Consider the following 22860-nt stretch of genomic DNA (forward strand, 5'->3'; position numbering starts at 1 on the left):
GGCCTGCGGCCCCAGCGGGTCAAGGGCAGCGCCCTTGCCCTTACCTGCCTGTCGACGAGTAGCCCGCCCAGACCCACTCCAGCGCCTCCGGCAGCGTCTGCGCCAGGGTCGGCTTGTCGACGTGCGCCGCGTTGCGCGCGAACACGAACTGGTAGCGGTAGTCCGCCGCCGCCAGCACCCTGGCGGTGTGCTCGTTGGCCAGGACCCAGTCGTGCATGCCGTCGGCCAGTGCAGCCGCCGGGTAGAACAGGTCGCGGTCGCCGGTCTCGAACCAGTAGCGGATCGGCTTGCGCGGCGCGTTTGCGATGAGCGGCACGCCGGTGCCGCCGGTCGCGGCCGTGATGTGCAGCCCGTCGACCGCCTGCGGGGCATGCGCGGGACCCGGCCAGTCGTCGTGGTATTCCCACGCCCCGCCCGGCAGCGCGCTGTCGTGCGGCCATTGCTGGTTCACCATGGTCGGCGAGTAGGCCAGCACGCGGTGGTACCATTCCGGATGGAACCAGGCCATCGTGAAGGCGGCGACGCCGCTGGAACTGATGCCCATGGTGGCGCGCCCGTCCGGATCGTGCGTCAGCTTCACGTGTGCCGTCTGCTCGACGCGCGGCAGCACCTCGTGCTCGACCCACTCGGCATACAGGCCGTTGACCGCGTCGTATTCGCGGCCGCGCTCGCTGCCCTGCGCATCCTGGCCGCCGGCGCCGATGCCGATCGCCACCATCGGCGGCAGCTTGTGCTGGTGGATCAGGTTGTCGAGCGTGGTGAAGAACTGGTGCTCGTTGAAGAACCCGGCCGGCCCGCCGTCGCCGAACACGATGAACGGCGCGTTGCGGGGCACGTGCCCGGCCGGAACGTAGACATCCACCGCGCGCGTCCACTGGCCGGGATGGCTGCTGGTGACGATCATGCCGGACGGGTCGCCAGGCGCTGTGTGCGCGCTGAAGATGGCGGCGTTGCGGCAGCCGTTGGCGTCGTCGCGCACCATGCCCGGGCGGTAGATCACGCTGTCGTTCGAGGTCATCGTGAACGACACCACGCGCCCGGCGGGCACGCCGTCATGGTGCATCGTGTCCGGGGACACAGGATGCGTCGGCCCGATGATGAAGTTGCCGCGGGCGCCGGTTGATGGCACCGCGCGGTCGGCGAGCTCGGTGGCGCGCGGGTAGTCCGGGTTGGCTGGATCGCGCGTCGGCGCCTGGGTCTTGAGGTCGAGGCCCCTGGTGTCGATGTAGAACGGCGCCGAGGCCGAACTGGTGTTGGCGCCGGGTGGCACGGCCGCGTTATCGGTGGCGCAGGCAGCGTCGGCGGCACGCCCCTCGGAGGAAATCGCGGCGCAGCACAGGGCGCCGCCGAGGGCGGCGTAGGCAAAGGCACGTTTCATGTTCTGGCGTCTCCCGGTCGGGATCCCGACCAAGACGGACGCTATCGGCGCCGCATTACGCGGTCAAACCGGTGCGGCAGGCAGATCGACGTGCCCCTCGATGCAGGTCGCGACCGCGCCGCCGATCCAGATGGCGGCATCGCGACGCTCGACATGCACCACGCCGCGGCGACCGAGCACGGTGCCCTGCCGGGCGACGTAGCGCGGCGGCGCCAGGCCGGCGCCGATCAGCCACTGCGCCAGCCCGGCATTGAGGCTGCCGGTGACCGGGTCCTCGGTGCGATCGAAGCCGCGCACCTCGAAGGCGGCCTCGTCGCCGTCGACCTCGGGGTCCCAGGGGGCGACCAGGCCGATATCCAGCCCGGCGAGCAGGCTGAAATCCGGCCGCACCGCGAGCAGTTCTGCGCGGGTCGCCAGCATGAGACCGATCCAGCCGGGGCCGTTATCGATCCATTGCGCCTGCCGGATCGCGTTGCGCGCCAGGCCGAGGGCGTTGGCGATGCGATCGAGCAGGCCCGCCTCCACGTCGCCGGTGCGCAGCAGGGGCGGCGCGGCGAAGGCCAGCCGGCCGGCATCGCGGCGGATCCGGATCAGCCCGGCGCCGCATTCCTGCACAACCTGGTCGGAGCGAGGCACGCCGCCGGCCTGCAGCCAGGCATGGCAGGATCCGAGAGTCGGGTGGCCGGCGAACGGGAGTTCGCGATCCGGCGTGAAGATGCGCACGCGGTAGTCGGCCGCGAGCTGCGTCGGCCGCAGCAGGAAGGTGGTCTCGCTCAGGTTGGTCCAGTTGGCGAAGGCCTGCATGGTCGCGCCGTCGAGCGCGTCGGCGTCGTGCACCACGGCGAGCGGATTGCCGAGCAGTGGCGTCTCGGTGAACACGTCGACCTGTCGGAACACGAACTTCATGGGCGATAGCCCCTTCCCTGTATCGGATGCAGGAGGACACCCATCTGGCAGTCCCGGCCTCCCGGAGGACAGCATGCGCCGTTTCCTGGACACGATCATCCCGGCGGGTTTCGCCATCGCGCTGGCCGGCTGCGCCGGACCGGTGCGGGAAACCGACGCCGCCTGCGTCCACCGCTACTACGATCTACCCAACCGCACGATGCCGTTCCAGTCGGCGGTCGTTACGTGCCACCCGGAAGGTCCGATCGATCTCACCGGCGACCGCTACTACCAGCTGCTCGCCAGCAGCCTGAACGTGCCGTACGTGACGCGCACGCCGGCGGCGGACAGCCGGCTGGTGGTGACCGGCAGCCGCATCGCGCAGCCCACCGATCGACCAGCCGACCCGCAGCTCAGCTTCTACTGACGGCGGTCGGCAGCCGGGGCAGCCGGCTTCAGGTAGCGGTCGAACCAGGCCAGGGTGCGGCGGTTGGCGTCGGCGCTGCTGGCCGGATCCTTCATGCCGTGGCCCTGGCCGGAATACACCACGAACTGCGTCGGCACGCCGAGCGTGTGCAGCGCGTGGTAGAATTCCTGTGTCTGCGGCAGCGGGCATTCGACATCGGCGTCGCCGGCATATTCCAGCGTCGGCGTATGTACCTTCGTGATAAAGGTCATCGGCGAGGATTTCGCGTAGATCGCCGGATCGGCATAGATCGAGGCGCCGAAGAACGGCAGCATCCACTGGTCGATGCCGTTCTCGCCATAGTAGGATTGCCAGTTCGAGATGCCGGCGCCGGCGACCGCGGCGCGGAAGCGGTCGGTCTGGGTGACCGTCCACATCGTCATGTAGCCGCCATAGCTATAGCCGGTCAGGCCGAGCCGGGTGTCGTCGACGGGCACAGTGCGCTCGACCGCATCGATGCCGGCCATGATGTCGCGCAGGTCGCCATGGCCGAAATCGCGCACGTTGGCCTGCGCGAACGCCTCGCCCTGGCCGAAGCTGCCGCGCGGGTTGGGCAGGAAAACCCGGTAGCCGGCCTTCAGCAGGAACAAGGTGTCGCCGCGCGGGGTCAGGTAGTACGGCGTCCAGGCCGCCGACGGGCCGCCATGCACGTTGACGATCAGGGCATCTTTCCGGCCATTCATCGCGTCCGGCGCATCGGGCGGCGACAGCAGCCAGCCCTGCACCTGGTACTGGTCGCTCTTCCAGACGATGCTCTGCACGCGGGCGGCGGCGGAGCGGCCGGCATTCTCGTGCGTGAGCGTGCGCCAATGCCCGATCGGCCCGACCTGAACTTCCGGCGGCGCTGTAAAGGTCTGCCGGATCGTGGCCGAGATGCCGCCGCCGCAGGACAGGCCGGAGCCGTACAACGTCGGAGACAGGTCGGCCTGGCCGGACCACAACACGGCGGGCACGACGCCAGGTTTCAGGGCAAGCACCTGCGTTGCCGGCCCGGCCAGGCTGCCCCCGACCAGATCCGGCCCGCATGACCAGGACAGCGAGGTGATGGTGGCGGTGGCGCCCTGGGTAAGGTTCGCGGGTTGCGCCGGATGGTCGAGCGGCAGCACGAAGGCGTCGCCACCGGTCGAGCCGAAATCGCTCATGATGCCGCCGATGAAGGCGACCCGGCTGCCATCGGCGGACACCACCGGATCGGCGAGCTGCTGGCGCTGCGGCGGCGCGTAGAGCAGGCGTTCCGTGCCATCGGAGAAGTCGTAGAGCCGGGCGGTCCACCAGTTGTCGTCACCGTTGCCGGGCGACGCGGTGCCGACGAACTCCGGCGGACGCGTCCCGTGCGGCCGCCAGTCGTACTGGTAGACATAGAGCCCGGCCGGCGATTGCCAGTGCACCGCGCCGCCGGCGATGGTGGCGATGCGCTGCTCGTCCTGCTGCGCGCCGATCTCGCCGACCAGCTTCGCTGCGGCCTGGGTCGCGCCCGGCTCCTTGTGCGCGTTGGCGGTGGCAAGCACGGCGAGCGCACCGTCAGGCCCGTAGCGCAGATCCTGCAGGGTGCCCTTGAACGACAGCAGCCGCACCAGGCCGCCGCCGTCCGCACGCACGCCATAGACGGCGCGCGGCCCGGTCGGCGACGGCTGCAGGACGAACGCGAGGCGCCGGCTGTCCGGCATCCAGGCGAGGCTGGACGGTATGCAGTCGGGACCCGAGCAGGGCAGACGCAGCCTGACCGGAGCGTGGTCGCCATGCACGGCGCGTATCAGCACCGAGGTCGCGACATCCTGGCTCTCGTTCTCCGGCAGGTCCGCTTCGAGCGAAGCAACCAGACTGCCGTCAGGGGAGAGGGCGATCTCGCCGAACTGGTGGAGCGGCGAATTGGCGGGCGGTGCGGCGAGCGTTGGGAGTGTGGCGGAGAGCAGCAGCGCGGCGGTGGTTCGCAGCATCGCACCGGGCAGGCATGAGCGTGTATCGAGGCTCATCGATTGGTATTCCAAGGCAGTAAGGCGCCTGCCTGTAGGCTAAGGGCGACCCTGTCAACCGCGCCACTCGTTGGTTCGCGTTCATAAACAATGGTTTACCATTCAGCTACCCGATCGAGATGGAGCAAGCTGCCATGCAGATCGTCATCCGGCCCGACCGTAATACCGCCTGCGCCACCGCCGCTTCGTTGATCGCATCCCAGCTCAACACCAAGCCGGCTAGCGTTCTCGGGCTGGCCACCGGCCGCACCATGGAGAGCGTCTACGATGCGCTGGTCGACCTCCATGAGGCCGGAGCTGTCGGTTTTTCCGCAGCCACGAGCTTCAATCTCGACGAATATCTCGCCATCGCGCCGGACGATCCGCGCTCCTATCGCAGCACCATGGACCGCCTGCTGTTCGACCGGAACGACATCGATCTCGCGCGCACGCACGTCCCGCACGGCAGCGGTCCCGGCTCCGGCGGCGCAGCGTACGAGGCGCTGATCCGCGACGCCGGCGGCATCGACCTGCAGTTGCTCGGGATCGGGGAGAACGGCCATATCGGTTTCAACGAGCCGCTGTCGTCGTTCGCCTCGCGCACGCGCGAGGTGACGCTCGCACCTGCGACACGCAGGCAGAACGCCGCACTGTTCGATGGCGACGAGGATGCGGTGCCGAAGCGGGCGATCACCATGGGGATCGCGACCGTCCTGGAGGCGCGACGCATCCTGCTGGTGGTGACCGGGCGCGCCAAGGCCGGCATCCTGGCCCGCGCGGTCGAGGGGCCGGTCACCGCCATGATCGGCGCGACCGCCCTGCACTTCCATCCCGACTGCCTCGTCGTCGCCGACGAGGACGCGGCGGGCAACCTGGCCGAGCGCGAGTACTACGATGCCATGGCCGCGGGCAGCCAGGAGCCATGACCGCGCGCTGCAACGACGTCTCGCCCGCCCCGTTGCGATGCGGTCGCGACAGCGATCACGTCACGCGAGGCCATGCATGAACCCGTTCTCCCGCCGGAGTATCCTTTCCACCAGCGCCGCCGCCGCCGGGGGTCTCGCCGCCGCGGCCGTCGCGCGCGCGCAAGGTGCGCTGCAGCCGGCCCATCTCGGTCGCGGCGCGTCCGATCCGGGTCCGCGCGATACGATCCGGGATGCCGAGAATCCCGATATCCTGAACCCGCCGCCGACCGACCAGGGCACGCTGCCGAACCTCCGCTTCTCGTTTGCCGACAGCCACATGCGACAGACCGACGGCGGCTGGACCAGGCAGGTCACGCAGCGCGAGCTCGGCATCTCGACCACCATCGCCGGCGTCAACATGCGCCTGAAGCCGGGCGGCACACGCGAGCTGCACTGGCACAAGGAAGGCGAGTGGTCGTACATGCTGTACGGCAGCGCACGCATCACCGCCGTCGACCAGAACGGCCGCAACTTCGTCGACGACGTGCACGAGGGCGACCTCTGGTACTTCCCGTCCGGCGTACCGCACTCGATCCAGGGCCTTGGCAGCGATGGCTGCGAGTTCCTGCTGGTGTTCGACGACGGCAGCTTCAACGAGGAAAGCACCTTCCTGCTCAACGACTGGTTCACGCACATCCCGCCGGAGGTGCTGGGCAAGAACTTCGGCGTGCCGGCCTCGATGTTCGGACACACGCCGCCGGAGGAGCAGCGCTACATCTTCCCGCTGCCGGTACCTGGCCCGCTGAGCGCCGACCGTATCTCCGGCAACGGCGCGGTGCCGGAGAGCTTCAGCTACCGGATGTTGCAGCAGGCGCCGCAGAAGCTGCCGCACGGCCAGGTGCGCATCGTGGACAGCACCAACTTCAAGGCATCGAAGACAATCTCGGCGGCGCTGGTCGAGATCGAGCCAGGCGGCATGCGGGAGCTGCATTGGCACCCGAACGCCGCCGAGTGGCAGTACTACCTGTCCGGCGAGGGCCGCATGGGCGTGTTCGCCTCGGGCGGCAACGCGCGCACCTTCGACTTCCGAGCCGGCGATGTCGGCTACGTGCCGTTCGCGATGGGCCACTACATCGAGAACACCGGCAACCAGACGCTGAAGTTCCTGGAGATGTTCCGCAGCCCGACCTTCCAGGACATCTCGCTCAACCAGTGGCTGGCGCTGACGCCGCCGGCGCTCGTGCAGGGTCATCTGCAGCTCGGCGACCAGTTCACCGCAGCCCTGGACAAGTCCAAGCGCCCGGTGGTCTGAAATACGGGGCGGCTGGGCCCACGAACGAAAAGGGCGGCTCCCGCGGGAGCCGCCCTCGCCTTTTGTCCTGCAGATCGATCAGTTGTTCGAGCTGCGCGTGCCGGTCAGCGACAGCAGGAACTGGAAGAGGTTGATGAAATTCAGGTAGAGGTTCAGCGCATCATACACGCTGCGCTTGGCGGCACCCTCGACGCCCTCGTAGGCGGCGAACTGCGCGTAGCTCAGCTTGATCCGCTGGGTGTCGTAGGCAGTCAGGCCGGTGAATATGAACACGCCGAGCACGCTGACCAACATCTGCAGGCCGGTGCTGTGCATGAACATGTTGACCACCATGGCGATCAGCAGCCCGACCACGCCCATCATCAGGAACGAGCCGAACTTGGTGAGGTCGGTCTTGGTGGTGTAGCCCCACAGGCTCATGGCGCCGAAGGTGGCGGCGGTGATGAAGAACACCCGGACCACCGACGTCTCGGTATAGATGAAGAACACGCTGGTCAGGCTGACGCCCATCGCCGCACAGAACAGCCAGAACAGGGTCTGCACAGCCTGGCGTGACAGCCGGTTCACGCCGAAGCTCAGCACCAGCACGAAGGCCAGCGGCGCGAAGATCGACAGCATGCCAAGCCCGGTCGGGTGCGGCACGATGCGGCCGTCGGCAAGCTCGACCTGGTTCCAGAACAGGCTGGCCAGCGAGGAATGCGCCACCCCGTACGAAACGATGCCGGTCAGCAGGAGACCGGAGGTCATCCAGTTGTAGACGCGCAGCATGTAGGCGCGCAGGCCGGCATCGATGACCCCGGCCTGGGCACCCACGCCCATGGCGCGGGAGGTGCTTCGGAAATCGGGATTGAAGGCCATGTGAGATCGGTTCCTCTGGTTCGGTCTATCCGGACCGCAGCGGATATCTTGGTGGTACCGGTTGGCAGGTCAAGCGGAACCGGACCGGCCGGTCTCACCGGCCGCTTTATTTCGCATTAAGTCGCATCCATCCCCGGCTGCAGCCCATCCCGGCTCCGGCTGTCACCCCTGGCGCAGCAGCTCCGCGGGACTCGCCCGCAGCGCCTGACGGGTGGCGAGCAGGCCGGCAAGCAGCATGAGCAGGATGGCGCCAGCGATGGTCGCAGCCAGGGTCCCCGGCAACAAGCGCCACGGCGCCTGCAGCACGAAATGCAGCACCAGCCAGCTCAGCGCCGCGCCGACGCCGGACGCGGCCACGCCGGCGACCGCGCCCATGACGCCGAACTCCACCAGCCAGGCCGCGCGCAGCTGCCTGCCGGTCGCGCCCAGGCTGCGCAGGATCGCCGCCTCGCGACGACGCGCCGCCTGCCCGGATGCCAGCGTCGCCGCCAGCACCAGCGCGCCCGACAGCAGCGCAAGCACCCCCATCGCCTGCAACGCGAGCGCCATCCGGTGCACCAGGGAGCCGATCTCGCCCAGCACGTCGGCGACGCGTATGCCGGTGACGTTGGGCAGCGCGTCGGTCACCGCCTGCAGGATGGCGGCATCGTCGGCCGGACGCCCGCTGGAGCCCACGGTTGCCACCAGGGTGTGCGGGGCGCCCGACAGCAGGCCGGGCGATGCGATGAAGGCGAAGTTGAGCTGCAGCGAGCGCCAGGCGATGTCGCGCAGGCTGGCCACGCGCAGATCGACGTTGCGGCCCAGCACGTTCAGCGTGATCGTCGAGCCGACGCGCACGCCCCAGCCGCGCGCAAGGTCGGCGTCGAACGACAGCAGCGGCGGTCCTGCGTAGCCCGCCGGCCACCACGCGCCCTGGGCGATATGGGTGCCGGGCGGCGGCGCGGCCGACAGGCTCAGCCCGTGGTCGCCGCGCAGGGCCCAGCGCGTCTGCGGCGAAGCCCGCACCTGCCCGACCGGCACCCCGTTCACCGCGACGACGCGCGCCCGCAGGCTCGGCAGCTGGCGGACCTGGCCGGCCTGCGGCAGGGCATGCAGCACGGCGTCGAACCGCGCCGCCTCGTCCGGCTGGATGTCGATGAAATAGAAGGACGGCGCGTCCACCGGCAGCTGCCCGAGCACGGCGGCGCGTATGTTGCCCTCGATCAGCGCGATCCCGGCCAGGGTGGAGAGGCCGGCGCCGAGCGCCAGCAGCATCGCCGAGGCTGGCGAGCCAGGCCGATGCAGGGCGCGCAGCCCGAGTGCGAGCCACGCCGAACCCAGACCGGTGCGCGCGAGGCCGGTGCGGCTTACGGCGCCGGCGCCGAGGCGCAGCAGCAGGCCGGCACCACGGAACAGCAGCAGGATGCAGGCCGCGGCACCGCAGAAGCCGAGCGCCAGCCAGGGCGACGGCGAGGTCAGGGTGGCCAGCAGCACCAGCACGGCGACCAGCGCGGCCAGCACCGCCGGCAACCTCCAGCCGCCGATCCGCCGCTCCCACGGATCATCGCGGAACAGGGCGACCGGCGAGACCCGCACGGCGCGCAGCAGCGGCGGCAGCGTGAACAGCGTGGCGACCAGCAGGCCGAACGCCGCCGCCAGCAGCAGCGGGGCCGGATGGAAGCCGGCATCCGGCGACACCGGCAGCAGCCCTGCAAGCTCGTGGATCGCCACCGCCGGCACGACGATCCCGGCCAGCACGCCGGCCAGCACTCCGGCGCCGCACAGCAGCCCGAGTTGCAGCGAGACGATGCGGGCGATGGTGCCCGACGAGGCGCCGAGGCAGCGCAGCACCGCCAGCGTCTCGGTGCGCGCCTGCAACCAGGCCGAGACGCCGGAGGCGACCCCGAGGCCGCCGAGCAGCAGGGACGCCAGCCCGATCAGGGTCATGAACTGCGAGACCTGCGCCACCACCTGCGTCAGCGCCGGGGCGGCATCCTGCACGTCGCGCAGGCGCAGCGGCTGCTCCGGGTAGCGCTGCGAGATCGTCCGCGCCAGGTCCTGCACGCGGCGGGCGCGACCCTGCATGCGGTCGTCGGGCAGCGCGATCCGCAACCGGTAGGTCACCAGCGCACCCGGCGCCAGCAGCCCGGACTGCTCGAGGCGGGCCTGCGAGAGCATCACTTCGGGGGCGAGCGAGGTGCTGCTGGCGCCGTCCGGCACATGCGCCAGCGCACCGGCCAATGGCAGCGCCAGGGTGCCGATCCGCAGCGTGTCGCCGGGATGCACCCCGAGCCGGTCCTCGATCAGGGGTTCGACGAGGACCCCCTGCGCCAGCGCCGAGGAGAGCGTCCGGGCCGGATCGACGGTGACCGCGCCGACCAGCGGATAGGCGGCATCCACCGCCGAGACCTCGACCAGCATGCGCTGCCCGTGCGGGCCATACAGCATGGAGCGCAACCTGGTCTTTTCCGCGATGCGCAGGCCCTGCGCGCGCAGGAACGGCGCGAGATCGGCTGGCAGCGGATCCGGGCTCTCCACGCTGAGATCGCCACCGAGGATGGCGCGCCGTTGCGACGCCACCCCGCCCTGGATCGCGGCGCGCAGGCCGCCGACCGTGCCGATCGCCGCCACCCCGAGGGCGAGGCAGGCGAGCACGATGCGCATGCCGGACAGCGTGCCGCGCATGTCGCGCAGCGCAATCGACAGGGGCAGGCGCCACGAGGGCGGGCTCCAGCCAGGGCGGCGGCCCGGGATATGGCGCGACACCTAGCGGACCGGTTCCGACAAGTGCCCGTCGCTCACCGCCAGCACCCGGTTGCAGCGTGCCGCCAGCGCCGGATCGTGGGTGATCAGCACCAGCGTGGTGCCGCGCTCGCGCTGCAGGGCGAACATCAGGTCGGCGACCCGGCCACCGGTCTCGAGGTCCAGGTTGCCGGTCGGCTCGTCGGCCAGCAGCAGGCGCGGCCCGGGGGCGAACGCACGCGCCAGCGCCACCCGCTGCTGCTCGCCGCCGGACAGCTGGCCCGGGCGATGGTCGAGCCGGTGCGACAACCCGACCTGCTCCAGCGCCTCGGCGGCCCGCCTGGACGCATCGGCGCGGCCGGTCAGCTCCAGCGGGATGGCGACGTTCTCCAGCGCGGTCATGCTCGGGATCAGGTGGAAGGACTGGAACACGATGCCGATGCTGCGGCCGCGGAACTGCGCGCGCTGGTCCTCGGTCAGGCCGGCGAGGTCGGTGCCGTCGATGCGCACGCTGCCGCGCGACGGCCGTTCCAGCCCGGCGAGCAGCATCAGCAGGCTGGTCTTGCCGGACCCGGACGGCCCCACGATGCCGAGCGAGACACCGGCCTGCAGGTCGAGCGAGGCGCCGCGCACGATATGCAGCGAGCCCTCGGCCTGACCATGCTGCGTGTTGACCGCCCCCGGACGCGCGGGCACCGTCAGCCAGAGGTCGCGCGCCTGCAGCATGGCGTGCGCGCCGGAATACTCAGGAGGCAGCGCTGCCGGTCCGTCCACTCTCTCTCCGCCTGGCTGCATGGTGGACGACAACGCGCGCGCCCATCCTGGTTTGCGTCCCTCTCTGGCTCGCGGCCCCGGCGCACGCGGCCGCGGTCAGGATCCTTGCCCTGGGCGACAGCCTCACCGCCGGCTACGGGCTGCCGCACGAGCAGGGCTTTACCACCATTCTGCAGCAGGCGATCGACAAGGCCGGCCTGGATGCGCAGGTGCTGGATGCCGGCGTCTCGGGCGACACCTCGACCGGGGCGCTGGCCCGGCTCGACTGGGCGCTCGGCGACAATCCCGATGCAGCCATCGTCGAACTCGGCGGCAACGACGGACTGCGCGGCCAGCCGCCGGCGCAGATGGAGCACAACATCGCAGCCATCCTCGACCACCTGCAGGCTCGCCACATCCCTGTTCTGCTGTCCGGCATGGTGGCGCCGCCCAACATGGGCGCCGAGTACGGGCACGCCTTCGCCGCGGTGTTCGAGCATCTGTCGCACCGCCCCGGGCTGCTGTACGACCCCTTCTTCCTGCAGGGGGTCGCCACCCACGAGGATCTCGAACAGGCCGACCACATCCACCCCGACGCCGCCGGAGTGCGTATCATCGTCGCGAGGCTGATGCCGCAGGTGCGCGCGCTGATTGCCGAGGCACGCCGGAAGTGAGGCTTTTCGTCGCCCTCGACCTGCCCGATCCGATGCGCGAGCGCCTGACGCGACTTGCCGGCAGCCTTGCAGGAGCACGCTGGACCCCGCCCGCCAACCTGCACCTGACCCTGCGTTTCATCGGCGAGGCGGACCGGGTGATGGCCGAGGAGATCGACCACGCGCTCTCCGCCATACGCGGGCGAGGCTTCAAGCTGGCGCTGTGCGGCACCGGCCTGTTCACCCGGTCCGGAAAGACCTGTTCGCTCTGGGCCGGCATCGAGGCCAGCGAGCCGCTGGAACGCCTGCAGGGCAAGATCGAGACGGCGCTGGTCCGCATCGGCTTGCCGCCGGAGCGCAAGCGGTTCAAGCCGCACGTGACGCTGGCGCGGGTCGACACCGTGGCCGAGCCGGCACTGGCGACCTGGATCCAGGCGCACAACCTGCTGCGCTCGGAAAGCGTTGCCATCACGCATTTCACCCTGTTCTCGTCGCTGCGCGGCAAGGAACAGGCGGTCTATCACCCGGAGGTCGATTATGAGCTTGGCTAGACACCTCGTGCCTGCAGCGGCCGTGCTGCTGCTCGGCGCTTCCGAGCCGGGGCATGCGATGACCCAGGTCTCGGGGCCGATCCAGATCGGGCCCTCGCAGGGCGACCCCGACGACCAGGACCATGCGGCGCAGCTCTCCACCACCATCACCAACCAGGGCACGCTGCCCGACCGGCTGATCAATGCGGCCTGCCCGGGCAGCGGCCACGTCGCGCTGCTCAACGGAAGCATGCGGCAATATCCGAACGGGCAGTACAACGGCCTCGACATCCCGGCAGCCACCGGCGGCCAGTATCAGCCGGTGCAGGCGCAGTTCTCGCTCACCCAGGCGACCCAGCCGATGGTGCGCGGCGCCCTGGTGCCCTGCACCGTGAGCTTCGAGCACGGCGGCCAGCGCATCATCGTCTTCTCCATCGGCATCAAGGAGACGCAGACCGACGAACCCTGAGATGCCGCAGGCTAGGACACAGATGTTCCGCCGCATCGTCATCCTGACCGGGGCCGGGATCAGCCAGGAAAGTGGGCTGCATACGTTCCGCGATCCGGACGGGCTGTGGTCGCGGGTGCGGATCGAGGATGTCGCGACACCGGCGGCCTTCGCCCGTGATGCGGCGCGGGTACATGGGTTCTACAACGCCCGGCGAGCGCAGCTCGCGTCGGTGCACCCCAACGCGGCGCATGTGGCGCTGGCGCGGCTGGAGCGGGAATTTGGCGGCGACCTGCTGGTCCTTACGCAGAACATCGACGACCTGCACGAGCGGGCGGGGAGCACGAAACTCCTGCACATGCATGGCGAACTGCGTCGTGTGCGCTGCACCGCCTGCGGCAACAATCCCCGGTGGGACGGCGATACCGGAACCGACGTGCCCTGCCCGGCCTGCGGGCAGCACGCGCTGCGGCCGGACGTGGTGTGGTTCGGCGAGATGCCGCTGCACATGGAGGCGATCGAGGCGGCGCTGGCGGTGTGCGACCTGTTCGTCTCGATCGGCACCTCGGGCACCGTGTATCCGGCCGCCGGTTTCGTCGATGCCGCAAGGCGTGCGCAGACCATCGAGCTCGACCTGGCGCCCGATCCCGCAAGCCGGTTCGAGCGCTCCATCGAGGGTTTTGCCACCAACACCGTCCCGCATCTTGTGGACGAGCTGCTGCATCCTTGAGCGATCCCGACGCACTCGACCGCCTGGTGGCCGAGGTGCGCGCCTGCCGGCATTGCGAGGCGCACCTGCCGCTCGGGCCACGCCCGATCCTGCATGTGTCGGCGACCGCCAGGCTGCTGATCGCCAGCCAGGCGCCCGGCACCAAGGTGCACGAGAAGGGCATCTCGTTCTGGGACCAGTCCGGCGAGCGGCTGCGCGGCTGGCTCGGCATCGGCAAGGAGGTGTTCTACGACACCAGCCGGGTCGCCATCCTGCCGATGGGCCTGTGCTACCCGGGCCGGCTGCCGCAGGGCGGCGACCGCCCGCCGCGTCCGGAATGTGCGCCACTCTGGCGCGACCGCGTGCTCGGGCTGATGCCTGGGATCCGGCTCACCCTGCTGATCGGCACCTATGCGCAGAACCACGTGCTCGGACCCGGTGCGATGACCGCGCGGGTCGAGCGGTTCCGCGACTATCTGCCGCGCTACTTCCCGCTGCCGCATCCGTCCTGGCGCACCGGGGTGTGGGAAAGCCGCAACCCCTGGTTTCGGGAGATCGTGTTGCCCGCGCTGCAGGCAGAGGTGCGTTGCGCCCTGGACATGGCAGGGCCGCCGCCGTAAACGCGGGTTGGTGAGGGTATCGTCTCTATTTCTGGCCGCGCTGGTGGGCCTGCTGCTGCCCGGGGTGGCGGTGGCGACGACCGCCGGCTGCGGTACGGTGGTGCTGCCGTCCGGACTGGGCTTGTCGGCACCCGGCGCGGTCACCTCGCTCAACCCGCTGCTGACCACGTCCGTCTACAATCTCGAGGTCTCCAACCAGATCTATCGTCCGCTGATCTGGCTGGACCGGCATCTGGAGTTCGATCCGACCCGAAGCCTCGCCTCGGCGGTAGCTACGCCGGATGGCGGCCATAGCTGGCGCTTCACCCTTCATTCCTGGCAGTGGTCGGACGGCATCCCGGTCACGCCCGACGACGTGGCATTTACCTTCGAGCTGATCCGGAAGATCGGCCCGGGCTACGTCAAGTACGGTATCGGCGGCATCCCGGACTACATACAGGATGTCCGTGCCACCGGCCCGCACGAGGTCACCCTCACCCTCAACCATGCGGCTAATCCGGACTGGTTCCTGCGCCTCGGCCTCGGCGGCCTCCCGGTGCTGCCCAGCCACGTCTATCGCGGCCTGAGCCTGCGCGACATGCGGATGCGGCAGACCGATCCAAGCCTGTTCCGGGTTTCCGACGGCCCGTTCCTGGTCGACGAGTTCGCGGTCGGTCGCTACCTCGCGCTGGTGCCGAACCCGCGCTATGGCGGCACGCCGCCGAAGCTGCGGCGCCTTGTGATCGACTTCCTCGAAGGTGGCTCCCCGCTGCAGGCGCTGCGCTCTGGCGAGATCGACGCCGCCGATATCCCCTACAACCTGTGGGATCTCGCCACCGCGCTGCCGAACCTGCACACCATCAGGCTTGGCGGCGGCTTCAGCTACGACGCGATGATCCTGAATTTCCGCAGCTCCGGCGCGCCCTTCCTGCGCGATGTGCGGGTGCGGCAGGCGATGACGCTGGCGATCGATGAGAACGAGATCATCTCGCTGGTCTTCCACGGCCAGTCGACGCCGATCCACGGCCCGGTGCCACCGGCAATGGCAAAGTTGCTGTCGCCGCTTGCCATGTCCGGCTACCCCAGGATGCAATTTTCGCCGCAGCGCGCCCGGGCGCTGCTGAACGAAGCCGGGTGGCATCCGGGACCGGACGGCATCCGGAGCCGCGACGGTCATCGGTTGCAGTTCGAGGTCGAGGCGACATCCGGAATCCCGACCCTGCTGACCTATCTACAGATCGTGCAACGCAACTTTGCGGCGGTCGGTATCGCGATGGATATCCGCGCGATCGACTTCAACGAGATGATCTCGACCCTGCAGGGCAACGGCCATGACTGGGATGCAGCCGTGCTGGGCTGGACCGTCGAGGGCTTTCCGGACAGCCAGGAATTCTTCTCCTCGAACGGTGCGCAGAATTATGGCCATTACGAGGACAAGACGATGGACGCCCTGAATGCAGCCGTGGTGCAGGCTGCCGGGCATCAGGCGCTCGATGCGGCGCAGGACTATGCAGCCGAGCAACAGCCGTTCCTGTTCCTGCCGGCGGGCGAGGTCTCGGTGCTGGCGCGGCCGGAGCTGCACGGGATTGCCAAGATGACCAGCCCGAACGGCAACTGGTCGCCGGAACTGCTGACACTGTCAGGTAACATGGCCTGCCCGTCGCAAGTGGCGGCCACCCGGTGAGCGTTCCGAGCCAGCGCGGGTCCGGCGTCCTGCTGGCGGCCGCGATCCTGTGCCTCGCCGCCGCACCGGCGCGGGCAGCACCCTCGCCCTGCGGCACCGTCGTGCTGCCCGCCGGTCTCGGCCAGAGCACGCCGTCGGCGGTGACGTCGCTGAACCCGCTGCTGACCAACTCGATCTACAACTCGGAGATGATCTACCAGATCTACCGGCCGCTGGTCTGGCTCGACCGCCACCTCGACTACGACCCGGCGCTCAGCCTCGCCTCGTCGGCAACCACGCCGGATGGCGGCCATACCTGGCGCTTCACCATCAAGCCGTGGCTGTGGTCGGACGGCGTGCCGGTGACGCCCGCCGACGTGGTGTTCACCTTCGACCTGATCCGCAAGCTTGGACCATCCTATGTCCTCTACGGCGTCGGTGGCGTTCCGCAATATATCCACAGCGTGCAGGCGAGCGGGCCGCACGAGGTCACCCTGATCCTCAACCATCCGGTCAATCCGGAATGGTTCCTGCGCCTCGGGATCGGCAACACGATCCGGCCGTTGCCCGAGCACATCTATCGCAACCTTACCCTGCGCGAAATGCGTGCGCGGCAGACCGATCCGGCATTGTTCAAGGTATCGGACGGCCCGTTCGTGCTGGACGATTATTCGGTGGGACGGCACATCGTGCTGGTGCCGAACCCGCTCTACGGCGGCACCCGGCCGAAAATACGCCGGCTGGTGGTCGACTTCCTCGAAGGCGGCAACGCCCTCGAGGCGCTGCGCTCCGGCGAGATCGATGCAGCCAGCATCCCGTTCCAGCTCTGGAACCTTGCCACCGCGCTGCCGAATCTGCGCACCATCAAGCTCGACGGGCCGTTCGGCTACATGTCGATCATCATGAATTTCCACAGCCGGTCCGCGCCGTTCCTGCGCGACGTACGCGTGCGGCAGGCGATCGCACTGGCCATTGACCAGGACGAAATCGACAGGCTGGTCTATCACGGCCAGGCGGTGCCGATCCACGGCTCGGTACCCCCCGCGATCGCCCGCTTCCTGTCGCCGCAGGCAAGGGCCGGCTACCCGCAATGGCAATTCTCGCCGGCAAAGGCGCGTGCCCTGCTCGACGCCGCCGGCTGGCACCCCGGCCCCGATGGCATACGCGTCAAGGACGGCCAGCGCCTGGAGTTCGAGGTCGAGGTGTCGTCGGAGTCCATCGACCGCTTCATCGAGTTGCAGGTGGCGCAGCGTGGCCTCGCCGCGGCCGGCATCGCCATCGATATTCGCGGCGTCGCCTTCAGCGAGCTGATCGCGACGCTGAACGGCAACGGCCATGACTGGAACAGCATCGTCATCGGCTGGACCGTCGATGCGTTTCCGGACGGCCAGGAGTTCTTCTCCTCGGACGGCGCGCAGAATTTCGGCCACTACGACGACAAACGGATGGACGCGCTGAACGAGGCGGTGGTGACCACTGCCGGCGAGCAGGCGCTGGACCAGGCGCAGGACTACGCCGCCGAACAGCAGCCGTTCATCTTCCTGCCGACCGGCGCGATCTCGCTGCTGGCCCGGCCGGAGCTGCACGGCCTGCACGACATGACCAGCCCGACCGGCACCTGGTCGCCGGAGTTGCTGACCCTGTCGGGCGACATGGCCTGCCCGACCCGGACCGCTACCGCGGCCACGCCCCGTTGAGCGTGCCGCAGGCGCATGCCACCGGCGCCATCCTGGCGGCCGCCATGTTCTGCACCGCCGCGGCACCGCTGCAGGGCTGCGGCACCGTGGTGCTGCCGGCCGGGCTCGGCCAGTCCGATCCGCAGGCCGTCAACTCGCTGAACCCGCTGCTCACCAACCATGTCTACAACGTGCAGGTCATGCAGCAGATCTACCGGCCGCTGGTCTGGCTCGACCGCCACGTCGACTACGACCCGGATCTCAGCCTCGCCTCGTCCGTCACCAGCGCCGATGACGGCCGCACCTGGCGCTTCACCATCAAGCCCTGGCTGTGGTCGGACGGCGTGAAGGTGACCGCCACCGACGTGCTGTTCACCTTCGACATCATACGCAGGCTCGGCGCCGGCTACGTCAACGACGGCATCGGCGGCATTCCGGAGTTCATCACCCGCGTCGCCAGCGACAATCCCCACGAGGTCACCCTGACACTCGACCGCAGCGTCAACCCTGGCTGGTTCCTGCGCACCGGGCTCAACATCCCGGTGCTGCCCGAGCATGTCTATCGCGGCCTGACGCTGGAGCAGATGCGGCTGCGGCAGACCGACCCCGCCCTGTACCGCGTATCGGACGGGCCGTTCATCATGAGCGAGTTCGTCGTCGGCCGGCACATCACGCTGCTGCCGAACCCGTCCTATGGCGGCCGGCATCCTGCCATCAGCCGGCTGGTGGTGGATTTCCTCGAGGGCGGCAATCCGCTGCAGGCGCTGCGGGCCGGAGAGATCGATGCCGCCGACATCCCGTTCCGGCTCAGCGATCTCGCCCGCGCGCTGCCCGGCTTCACCACCACCCGGCTCGACGGCCCGTTCGGCTACGGGCTGCTCTACCTGAACATGCGGAGTGCGGCGGCGCCGTACCTGCGCGACGTGCGGATCCGCCAGGCGATCGCACTGGCGCTGGACCAGGACGAGATGATCGCCCTTGCCTGGCACGGCCAGTCCGGCGAGGTGCACGGCCCGGTGCCGCCGGCAATGGCGGGGTTCCTGTCCGACGCCGCACGGCAGACCTACCCGTCGCTGCGCCACGATCCCGCCAAGGCGCGCGCGCTGCTCGACGCGGCCGGCTGGCATCCCGGCCCGGACGGCATCCGGCGCAAGGACGGCGTCGTGCTGCGCTTCTCGGTGGGTGTGTCGGCCGGCGTCGTCGACCGGCTGATCGAACTGCAGGTGGCGCAGCGCAACCTCGCCGCCGTCGGCATCGACATCGATCTGCGCGGCCTCGAATTCAACGACCTGTTTGCGACCCTGGAAGGCAACGGGCATGACTGGGACAGCATCATGATCGCCTGGACGATCACCGGCTATCCGGACGGCCAGCAATCCTTCTCGTCCGACGGCGCCTCCAACTATGGCCACTACGAGGATGCGAAGATGGACGCGCTGAACCGCGCCGTGCTGAAGGACGCCGGACGCCGGGCGCTGGATGCGGCACAGGACTATACCGCGGCCGAGCAGCCGGTGATCTTCCTGCCGGACGGTGCGATCTCCCTGCTGGCGCGGCCCGGACTGCACGGCCTGCGCGAGATGGAAAACCCGCTCGGCTCCTGGTCTCCGGAGTTCCTGACACTTTCGGGCGACATGGCCTGCGCCCGCGAAGCAGCGGCGCGCTGATGCGCATCCTGGGCGGCATCGGCCGCAAGCTGGGCAGCGCCGCGCTGTCGCTGGCGATCCTGATCACCCTCACCTTCGTGCTGGTGCATGTGGCGCCCGGCAGCCCGGTGTACCAGATCCTCGGCCCCAAGGCGTCGCCCGCCTCGATACGCGAACTCAATCATGCGCTCGGCCTCGACCTGCCGTTCTGGCACCAGTATTTCCGCTGGTGGCTCGATCTCGCGCACGGCCAGCTCGGCACCTCCTATTCGGTCGAGCGTCCGGTCGGCAGCCTGATCGTCAGCTACGAGCTGAACACGCTGGCGCTGCAGATCGTCTCGCTGGTGGCCAGCCTGCTGATCGCCTTTGCGCTCGGGCTGGCGCACGGCGTGTTCTACGACCGCACGCCGGGCCGCATCATCGGCGGTGTGGAACTCGCGCTGTATGCGATGCCGTCGTTCTTCAGCGGAACCCTGCTGATCCTGTTGTTCTCGATGCAGCTTGGCTGGTTCCCCGCCGGCGGCCTGGAGAACCTGCGCCTCGCGCACCAGACCGTCGCCTCGAACGCTCTGCACATGGCGCTGCCCTGCGTCACCATCGTGCTGCTCACGGTGCCGGTGCTGTCACGCTACTTCGCGCAATCGGTGCACGAGGAACTCGGCCGCGATTATGTGAGGTCCGCCGCTGCACGCGGCGCGTCGCCGTCGCGCATCCTGCTGCACCACGTCATACGCAACGCCCTGCGCCCGCTGGTCACCGTGCTCGGGCTGTCGCTGCCGTCGATCTTCGCCGGCGGCGTGGTGGTCGAGACGGTGTTCTCCTATCCCGGCCTGGGCTGGCTGCTGTGGCGATCGGCGCTGGCGCAGGATTATCCGGTGCTGATCGGCATCGTGCTGGTGATCGGCATCCTGACCGTGCTGGGCAACCTGCTCGCCGACATCGTCAACACGCTGCTCGACCCGAGGACCGGATATGCTTGACGCCACCCAGCAACCGGTCCGGATCGGCGCCTCCTCGTTCCTGGCGCGCCTGCTGCAACTGCGCCCCGGCAACGCGACGCTGACCGCCGGCCTGGTGCTGGCGGCGATCATCCTGCTGGCTTCCGCCATCGGCCCGGTGCTGTACGGGCGCGACCCGTACGCCCTGCACACCGCCAGCGTGCTCGCCGGCCCCAGCGCCGCCTACCCGTTCGGCACCGACGACCTCGGCCGCAACGCCTTCGCCCGCCTGCTGGTCGCCGGACGCTCGACGCTCTACGTGGCGCTGCCCGCCACCGCCGTCGCCTTCGTCGTCGGCACGCTGTACGGCCTTGCGTCCGGGCTCGGCCCGCGCCTGCTCGACCAGGCGCTGATGCGGCTGCTCGATGCGGTGCTGGCGCTGCCCGGCCTGGTGGTGCTGATCTTCTTCGGCGCCATCGTGCCGCTCAACACCGGCAGCCTGATCCTGCTGCTCGGCCTGATCTCCTGGCCGTCGCTGGCCCGCCTGGTGCGCAACGAGACGCTGGCGCAGCGCGACCGCGACTTCGTGCATGCATCGCGGCAGCTCGGCGGCGGCCTGGCCCACATCGCCGGCACCCACCTGCTGCGGGTGATGGCGCCGGTGCTGGTGGTGAACTTCACCTTCCTGGTCGGCGACATGATCTTCGCTCTTTCGGCGCTGTCCTTCCTCGGCCTCGGCGTGCAGCCGCCGCACACCAGCTGGGGCGGCCTGCTGCAGGAGGGGCTGGAGCTGGTGGCGCTCGACGCCTGGTGGCTGGTGCTGCCGCCCGGCCTGATGATCTTCGCCGCCATGCTGGCGACCTCGCTGATCGGCCAGGGACTGCTGGCGCGCGGAGGCAGCCGATGACCGGCGTCGTGCTTTCCCTGCGGCAACTCGGCGTCGAACTCGCCGGCCGTGACGGACCCAGGCTTGCGTCGAATATGGCCCCGGTGCTGGAGGGTCTCGATCTCGAGGTGCGCGAGGGCGAGATGACCGCCCTGGTCGGCGAGAGCGGATCCGGCAAGACCATCGCCGCACTCGCAGTCATGCGCCTGCTGCCGCCGGGTGCGCGCATCACCGGCCAGGCGCTGTTCGGCGGCGAGGACCTGCTCGGGCTGGACGAGCGGCAGATGCGGGCGCGCCGCGGCAGCGTCGGCATGGTGTTCCAGAACCCGCTCTCGGCGCTCAACCCGTCGATGACCATCGGGCGCCAGGTCGCCGAGGGCCACCGGCTGCATACCGGCGCCTCGGCACAGGCGGCCCGGCGGCATGCGGTCGACCTGCTCGGCGAGGTCGGCATCCCCGATCCGGCGCGGCGGCTCGACGAGTATCCGCACCAGTTCTCCGGCGGCCAGCGCCAGCGGGTGATGATCGCGGCCGCACTCGCCTGCAACCCGAAGCTGCTGATCGCCGACGAGCCCACCACCGGGCTGGATCCGCTGGTGGCGCGGCAGATCCTCGACCTGCTGGCGAAGCTGCAGCGCGATCACCGCATGGGGCTGCTGTTCATCACCCACGATTTGTCGCTGGTCGAGCGGCACGCGCAGCGCCTGTGCGTCTTGTATGCCGGACGCGCCGTCGAGTGGGGCGAGGCGCCGGCGTTCTTTGCCCGTCCCCGCCATCCCTACAGCCACGCCCTGCTCGCCGCGGTGCCGCGCCTGGGACAGGCCACGCTGCGAGGCATCGCCGGCACCATGCCGGACCCGGGACACCGTCCGCACGGCTGCCGCTTCGCGCCGCGCTGCCCGCAGCGCCAGGACGCCTGCACCCGGGCCTACCCGCCGCCGGTCGGCGACGGCCGCACGCAGGCCGCCTGCCTGTTCCCGCTCGGGGAGATCCCGGTGGCCGCCGCCCTCCCCGAAGCGCCGGCCGCAACCACGCCGCTACCGGGCAGCGCGCTGCTGCAGATGCAGTCGGTCACCATCCGCTACGGCAGCCGGGCCGGCCTGCTCGGCGGCAGCAAGGCGGCGGTGGCGCCGTCGCTGGACGATGTCAGCCTGGAGCTGGCCCGCGGCGAGTGCCTGGGCATCGTCGGCGAAAGCGGCTCCGGCAAATCCACCCTCGGCCGCGCCATCCTGCACATGCTGCGCTACGAGGGCCGCATCCTGCTCGACGGCCGCGCCCTCGGCGACCTCTCTCCCGGCGACCGCAGGCGGGAGCGGCGGCGGGTGCAGGTGGTGTTCCAGGACCCGCGCGAGAGCCTGAACCCGCGCCTGCGCATCGGTGCCATCATCGCGGAGGCGTTGCAGCTCGGCGGCCAGCACGACCGGGACAGCCTGCGCCGGCAGACCGATGCCCTGCTGGAGCGGGTCGGACTGAATGCAGCACTCGCCGGGCGGCTGCCGAATGCGATCTCCGGCGGCCAGGCGCAGCGTGTCGCGGTGGCGCGCGCGCTGGCGGCGCGGCCGGACATCATCGTGCTGGACGAGCCCACTTCGGCGCTGGATGTGTCGACGCAGGCGATGCTGCTCAACCTGCTGCGCGACCTCAGCCGGCACGAGCAGCTCGCCTACGTGATGATCAGCCACGACATCGCCGCCATCGCCTGGCTCGCCGACCGCATCGCGGTGCTGCGCGCCGGCCGCATCGTCGAGCTGGCCACCACCGACCAGCTGGTGAACCACCCGCGCGACCCGTACAGCGCGTCCCTCGTCGCCTCCGCGCCGCGCCTCGGTGCCGCAACGATCACGGTGCCGGGAGAGGCCTGAACCAGGGGCGGTGCCGCCTG

20 protein-coding genes are annotated in these 22860 nt (G+C 69.8%); 14 read left to right on the top strand and 6 right to left on the bottom strand.

Annotated elements, in window-relative coordinates; genetic code table 11:
• Positions 1-40: 40 nt before the first annotated feature.
• Positions 41-1378 carry an alpha/beta hydrolase gene (locus tag FE263_RS00750; RefSeq protein WP_138324052.1) on the bottom strand — a complete coding sequence of 446 codons (1338 nt, stop codon included), beginning with the start codon at positions 1376-1378 and terminating at the stop codon, positions 41-43.
• Between the two features lie 63 nt (positions 1379-1441).
• Complete coding sequence (locus FE263_RS00755) at positions 1442-2284, bottom strand: PhzF family phenazine biosynthesis protein (protein WP_138324053.1); 843 nt, start codon at positions 2282-2284, stop codon at positions 1442-1444.
• A 73-nt stretch (positions 2285-2357) separates the two neighbouring features.
• On the opposite strand from FE263_RS00755, the gene FE263_RS00760 reads away from it, so the two are divergent.
• Complete coding sequence (locus tag FE263_RS00760; protein WP_138324054.1) at positions 2358-2690, top strand: hypothetical protein; 333 nt, start codon at positions 2358-2360, stop codon at positions 2688-2690.
• Here FE263_RS00760 and FE263_RS00765 read toward each other — a convergent pair.
• Positions 2684-4702, bottom strand: coding sequence for an alpha/beta hydrolase family protein (locus FE263_RS00765; RefSeq protein WP_138324055.1), 2019 nt, complete (start codon positions 4700-4702; stop codon positions 2684-2686). The genes FE263_RS00760 and FE263_RS00765 overlap by 7 nt on opposite strands.
• Before the next feature lie 134 nt (positions 4703-4836).
• On the opposite strand from FE263_RS00765, the gene nagB reads away from it, so the two are divergent.
• A complete protein-coding gene (nagB, locus tag FE263_RS00770) occupies positions 4837-5607 on the top strand; it encodes a glucosamine-6-phosphate deaminase (RefSeq protein WP_138324056.1) in 771 nt (256 codons plus the stop codon).
• A gap of 76 nt (positions 5608-5683) precedes the next feature.
• A complete protein-coding gene (locus tag FE263_RS00775; RefSeq protein WP_138324057.1) occupies positions 5684-6898 on the top strand; it encodes an oxalate decarboxylase family bicupin in 1215 nt (404 codons plus the stop codon).
• A gap of 78 nt (positions 6899-6976) precedes the next feature.
• On the opposite strand, the gene FE263_RS00780 is transcribed toward FE263_RS00775, so the two are convergent.
• From FE263_RS00780 to FE263_RS00790, 3 genes are all read right to left on the bottom strand, one after another.
• Positions 6977-7756: a Bax inhibitor-1/YccA family protein gene (locus tag FE263_RS00780; protein WP_138324058.1), complete on the bottom strand. Its 780-nt coding sequence runs from the start codon at positions 7754-7756 to the stop codon at positions 6977-6979.
• 162 nt (positions 7757-7918) lie between these two features.
• Entirely contained in the window at positions 7919-10501 is a 2583-nt protein-coding gene (locus tag FE263_RS00785) for an ABC transporter permease (RefSeq protein ID WP_138324059.1), read from the bottom strand.
• On the bottom strand, positions 10502-11251 hold the full coding sequence (locus FE263_RS00790) for an ABC transporter ATP-binding protein (RefSeq protein WP_240758922.1): 750 nt from the start codon (positions 11249-11251) through the stop codon (positions 10502-10504).
• A 110-nt stretch (positions 11252-11361) separates the two neighbouring features.
• On the opposite strand from FE263_RS00790, the gene FE263_RS00795 reads away from it, so the two are divergent.
• Genes FE263_RS00795 through FE263_RS00845 form a run of 11 tightly spaced genes read left to right on the top strand, consistent with a single transcriptional unit; the run spans position 11362 to position 22840 of the window.
• Positions 11362-11904, top strand: coding sequence for an arylesterase (locus tag FE263_RS00795; RefSeq protein ID WP_276611166.1), 543 nt, complete (start codon positions 11362-11364; stop codon positions 11902-11904).
• Positions 11901-12434, top strand: a complete 534-nt coding sequence (thpR, locus tag FE263_RS00800) for an RNA 2',3'-cyclic phosphodiesterase (RefSeq protein ID WP_138324061.1) — start codon at positions 11901-11903, stop codon at positions 12432-12434. The genes FE263_RS00795 and thpR overlap by 4 nt, the downstream gene beginning before the upstream one ends.
• A 7-nt stretch (positions 12435-12441) precedes the next feature.
• Positions 12442-12882: a copper chaperone PCu(A)C gene (locus FE263_RS00805; protein ID WP_171033869.1), complete on the top strand. Its 441-nt coding sequence runs from the start codon at positions 12442-12444 to the stop codon at positions 12880-12882.
• A 22-nt stretch (positions 12883-12904) separates the two neighbouring features.
• A complete protein-coding gene (locus tag FE263_RS00810) occupies positions 12905-13591 on the top strand; it encodes an NAD-dependent deacylase (RefSeq protein ID WP_138324063.1) in 687 nt (228 codons plus the stop codon).
• On the top strand, positions 13588-14190 hold the full coding sequence (locus tag FE263_RS00815) for a uracil-DNA glycosylase family protein (RefSeq protein WP_138324064.1): 603 nt from the start codon (positions 13588-13590) through the stop codon (positions 14188-14190). The genes FE263_RS00810 and FE263_RS00815 overlap by 4 nt, the downstream gene beginning before the upstream one ends.
• A gap of 10 nt (positions 14191-14200) precedes the next feature.
• On the top strand, positions 14201-15853 hold the full coding sequence (locus FE263_RS00820; RefSeq protein ID WP_171033870.1) for a peptide ABC transporter substrate-binding protein: 1653 nt from the start codon (positions 14201-14203) through the stop codon (positions 15851-15853).
• Positions 15850-17529 (top strand): peptide ABC transporter substrate-binding protein, encoded by a 1680-nt coding sequence (locus FE263_RS00825; protein WP_138324066.1) that lies wholly within the window; start codon positions 15850-15852, stop codon positions 17527-17529. Before FE263_RS00820 ends, FE263_RS00825 begins: the two co-directional genes overlap by 4 nt.
• Before the next feature lie 2 nt (positions 17530-17531).
• Complete coding sequence (locus FE263_RS00830; RefSeq protein ID WP_240759004.1) at positions 17532-19175, top strand: peptide ABC transporter substrate-binding protein; 1644 nt, start codon at positions 17532-17534, stop codon at positions 19173-19175.
• Positions 19175-20134 carry an ABC transporter permease gene (locus FE263_RS00835; RefSeq protein ID WP_138324068.1) on the top strand — a complete coding sequence of 320 codons (960 nt, stop codon included), beginning with the start codon at positions 19175-19177 and terminating at the stop codon, positions 20132-20134. Before FE263_RS00830 ends, FE263_RS00835 begins: the two co-directional genes overlap by 1 nt.
• Entirely contained in the window at positions 20127-20999 is an 873-nt protein-coding gene (locus tag FE263_RS00840) for an ABC transporter permease (RefSeq protein WP_138324069.1), read from the top strand. Before FE263_RS00835 ends, FE263_RS00840 begins: the two co-directional genes overlap by 8 nt.
• Positions 20996-22840, top strand: coding sequence for an ABC transporter ATP-binding protein (locus FE263_RS00845; protein ID WP_138324070.1), 1845 nt, complete (start codon positions 20996-20998; stop codon positions 22838-22840). Before FE263_RS00840 ends, FE263_RS00845 begins: the two co-directional genes overlap by 4 nt.
• The last annotated feature ends 20 nt before the right edge of the window (positions 22841-22860 follow it).

Origin of the sequence: Lichenicoccus roseus (assembly GCF_005844085.1) — a bacterium.
In the GTDB taxonomy this organism is placed as follows: Bacteria; Pseudomonadota; Alphaproteobacteria; order Acetobacterales; family Acetobacteraceae; genus Lichenicoccus; species Lichenicoccus roseus.

What these genes read in the sequence shown, in the direction of transcription:
- FE263_RS00750 (WP_138324052.1), bottom strand. Translation starts at nt 1,378, where the DNA reads ATGAAACGTGCCTTTGCCTACGCCGCCCTCGGCGGCGCCCTGTGCTGC.
- FE263_RS00755 (WP_138324053.1), bottom strand. Translation starts at nt 2,284, where the DNA reads ATGAAGTTCGTGTTCCGACAGGTCGACGTGTTCACCGAGACGCCACTG.
- FE263_RS00760 (WP_138324054.1), top strand. Translation starts at nt 2,358, where the DNA reads ATGCGCCGTTTCCTGGACACGATCATCCCGGCGGGTTTCGCCATCGCG.
- FE263_RS00765 (WP_138324055.1), bottom strand. Translation starts at nt 4,702, where the DNA reads ATGAGCCTCGATACACGCTCATGCCTGCCCGGTGCGATGCTGCGAACC.
- nagB (WP_138324056.1), top strand. Translation starts at nt 4,837, where the DNA reads ATGCAGATCGTCATCCGGCCCGACCGTAATACCGCCTGCGCCACCGCC.
- FE263_RS00775 (WP_138324057.1), top strand. Translation starts at nt 5,684, where the DNA reads ATGAACCCGTTCTCCCGCCGGAGTATCCTTTCCACCAGCGCCGCCGCC.
- FE263_RS00780 (WP_138324058.1), bottom strand. Translation starts at nt 7,756, where the DNA reads ATGGCCTTCAATCCCGATTTCCGAAGCACCTCCCGCGCCATGGGCGTG.
- FE263_RS00810 (WP_138324063.1), top strand. Translation starts at nt 12,905, where the DNA reads ATGTTCCGCCGCATCGTCATCCTGACCGGGGCCGGGATCAGCCAGGAA.
- FE263_RS00835 (WP_138324068.1), top strand. Translation starts at nt 19,175, where the DNA reads ATGCGCATCCTGGGCGGCATCGGCCGCAAGCTGGGCAGCGCCGCGCTG.
- FE263_RS00840 (WP_138324069.1), top strand. Translation starts at nt 20,127, where the DNA reads ATGCTTGACGCCACCCAGCAACCGGTCCGGATCGGCGCCTCCTCGTTC.
- FE263_RS00845 (WP_138324070.1), top strand. Translation starts at nt 20,996, where the DNA reads ATGACCGGCGTCGTGCTTTCCCTGCGGCAACTCGGCGTCGAACTCGCC.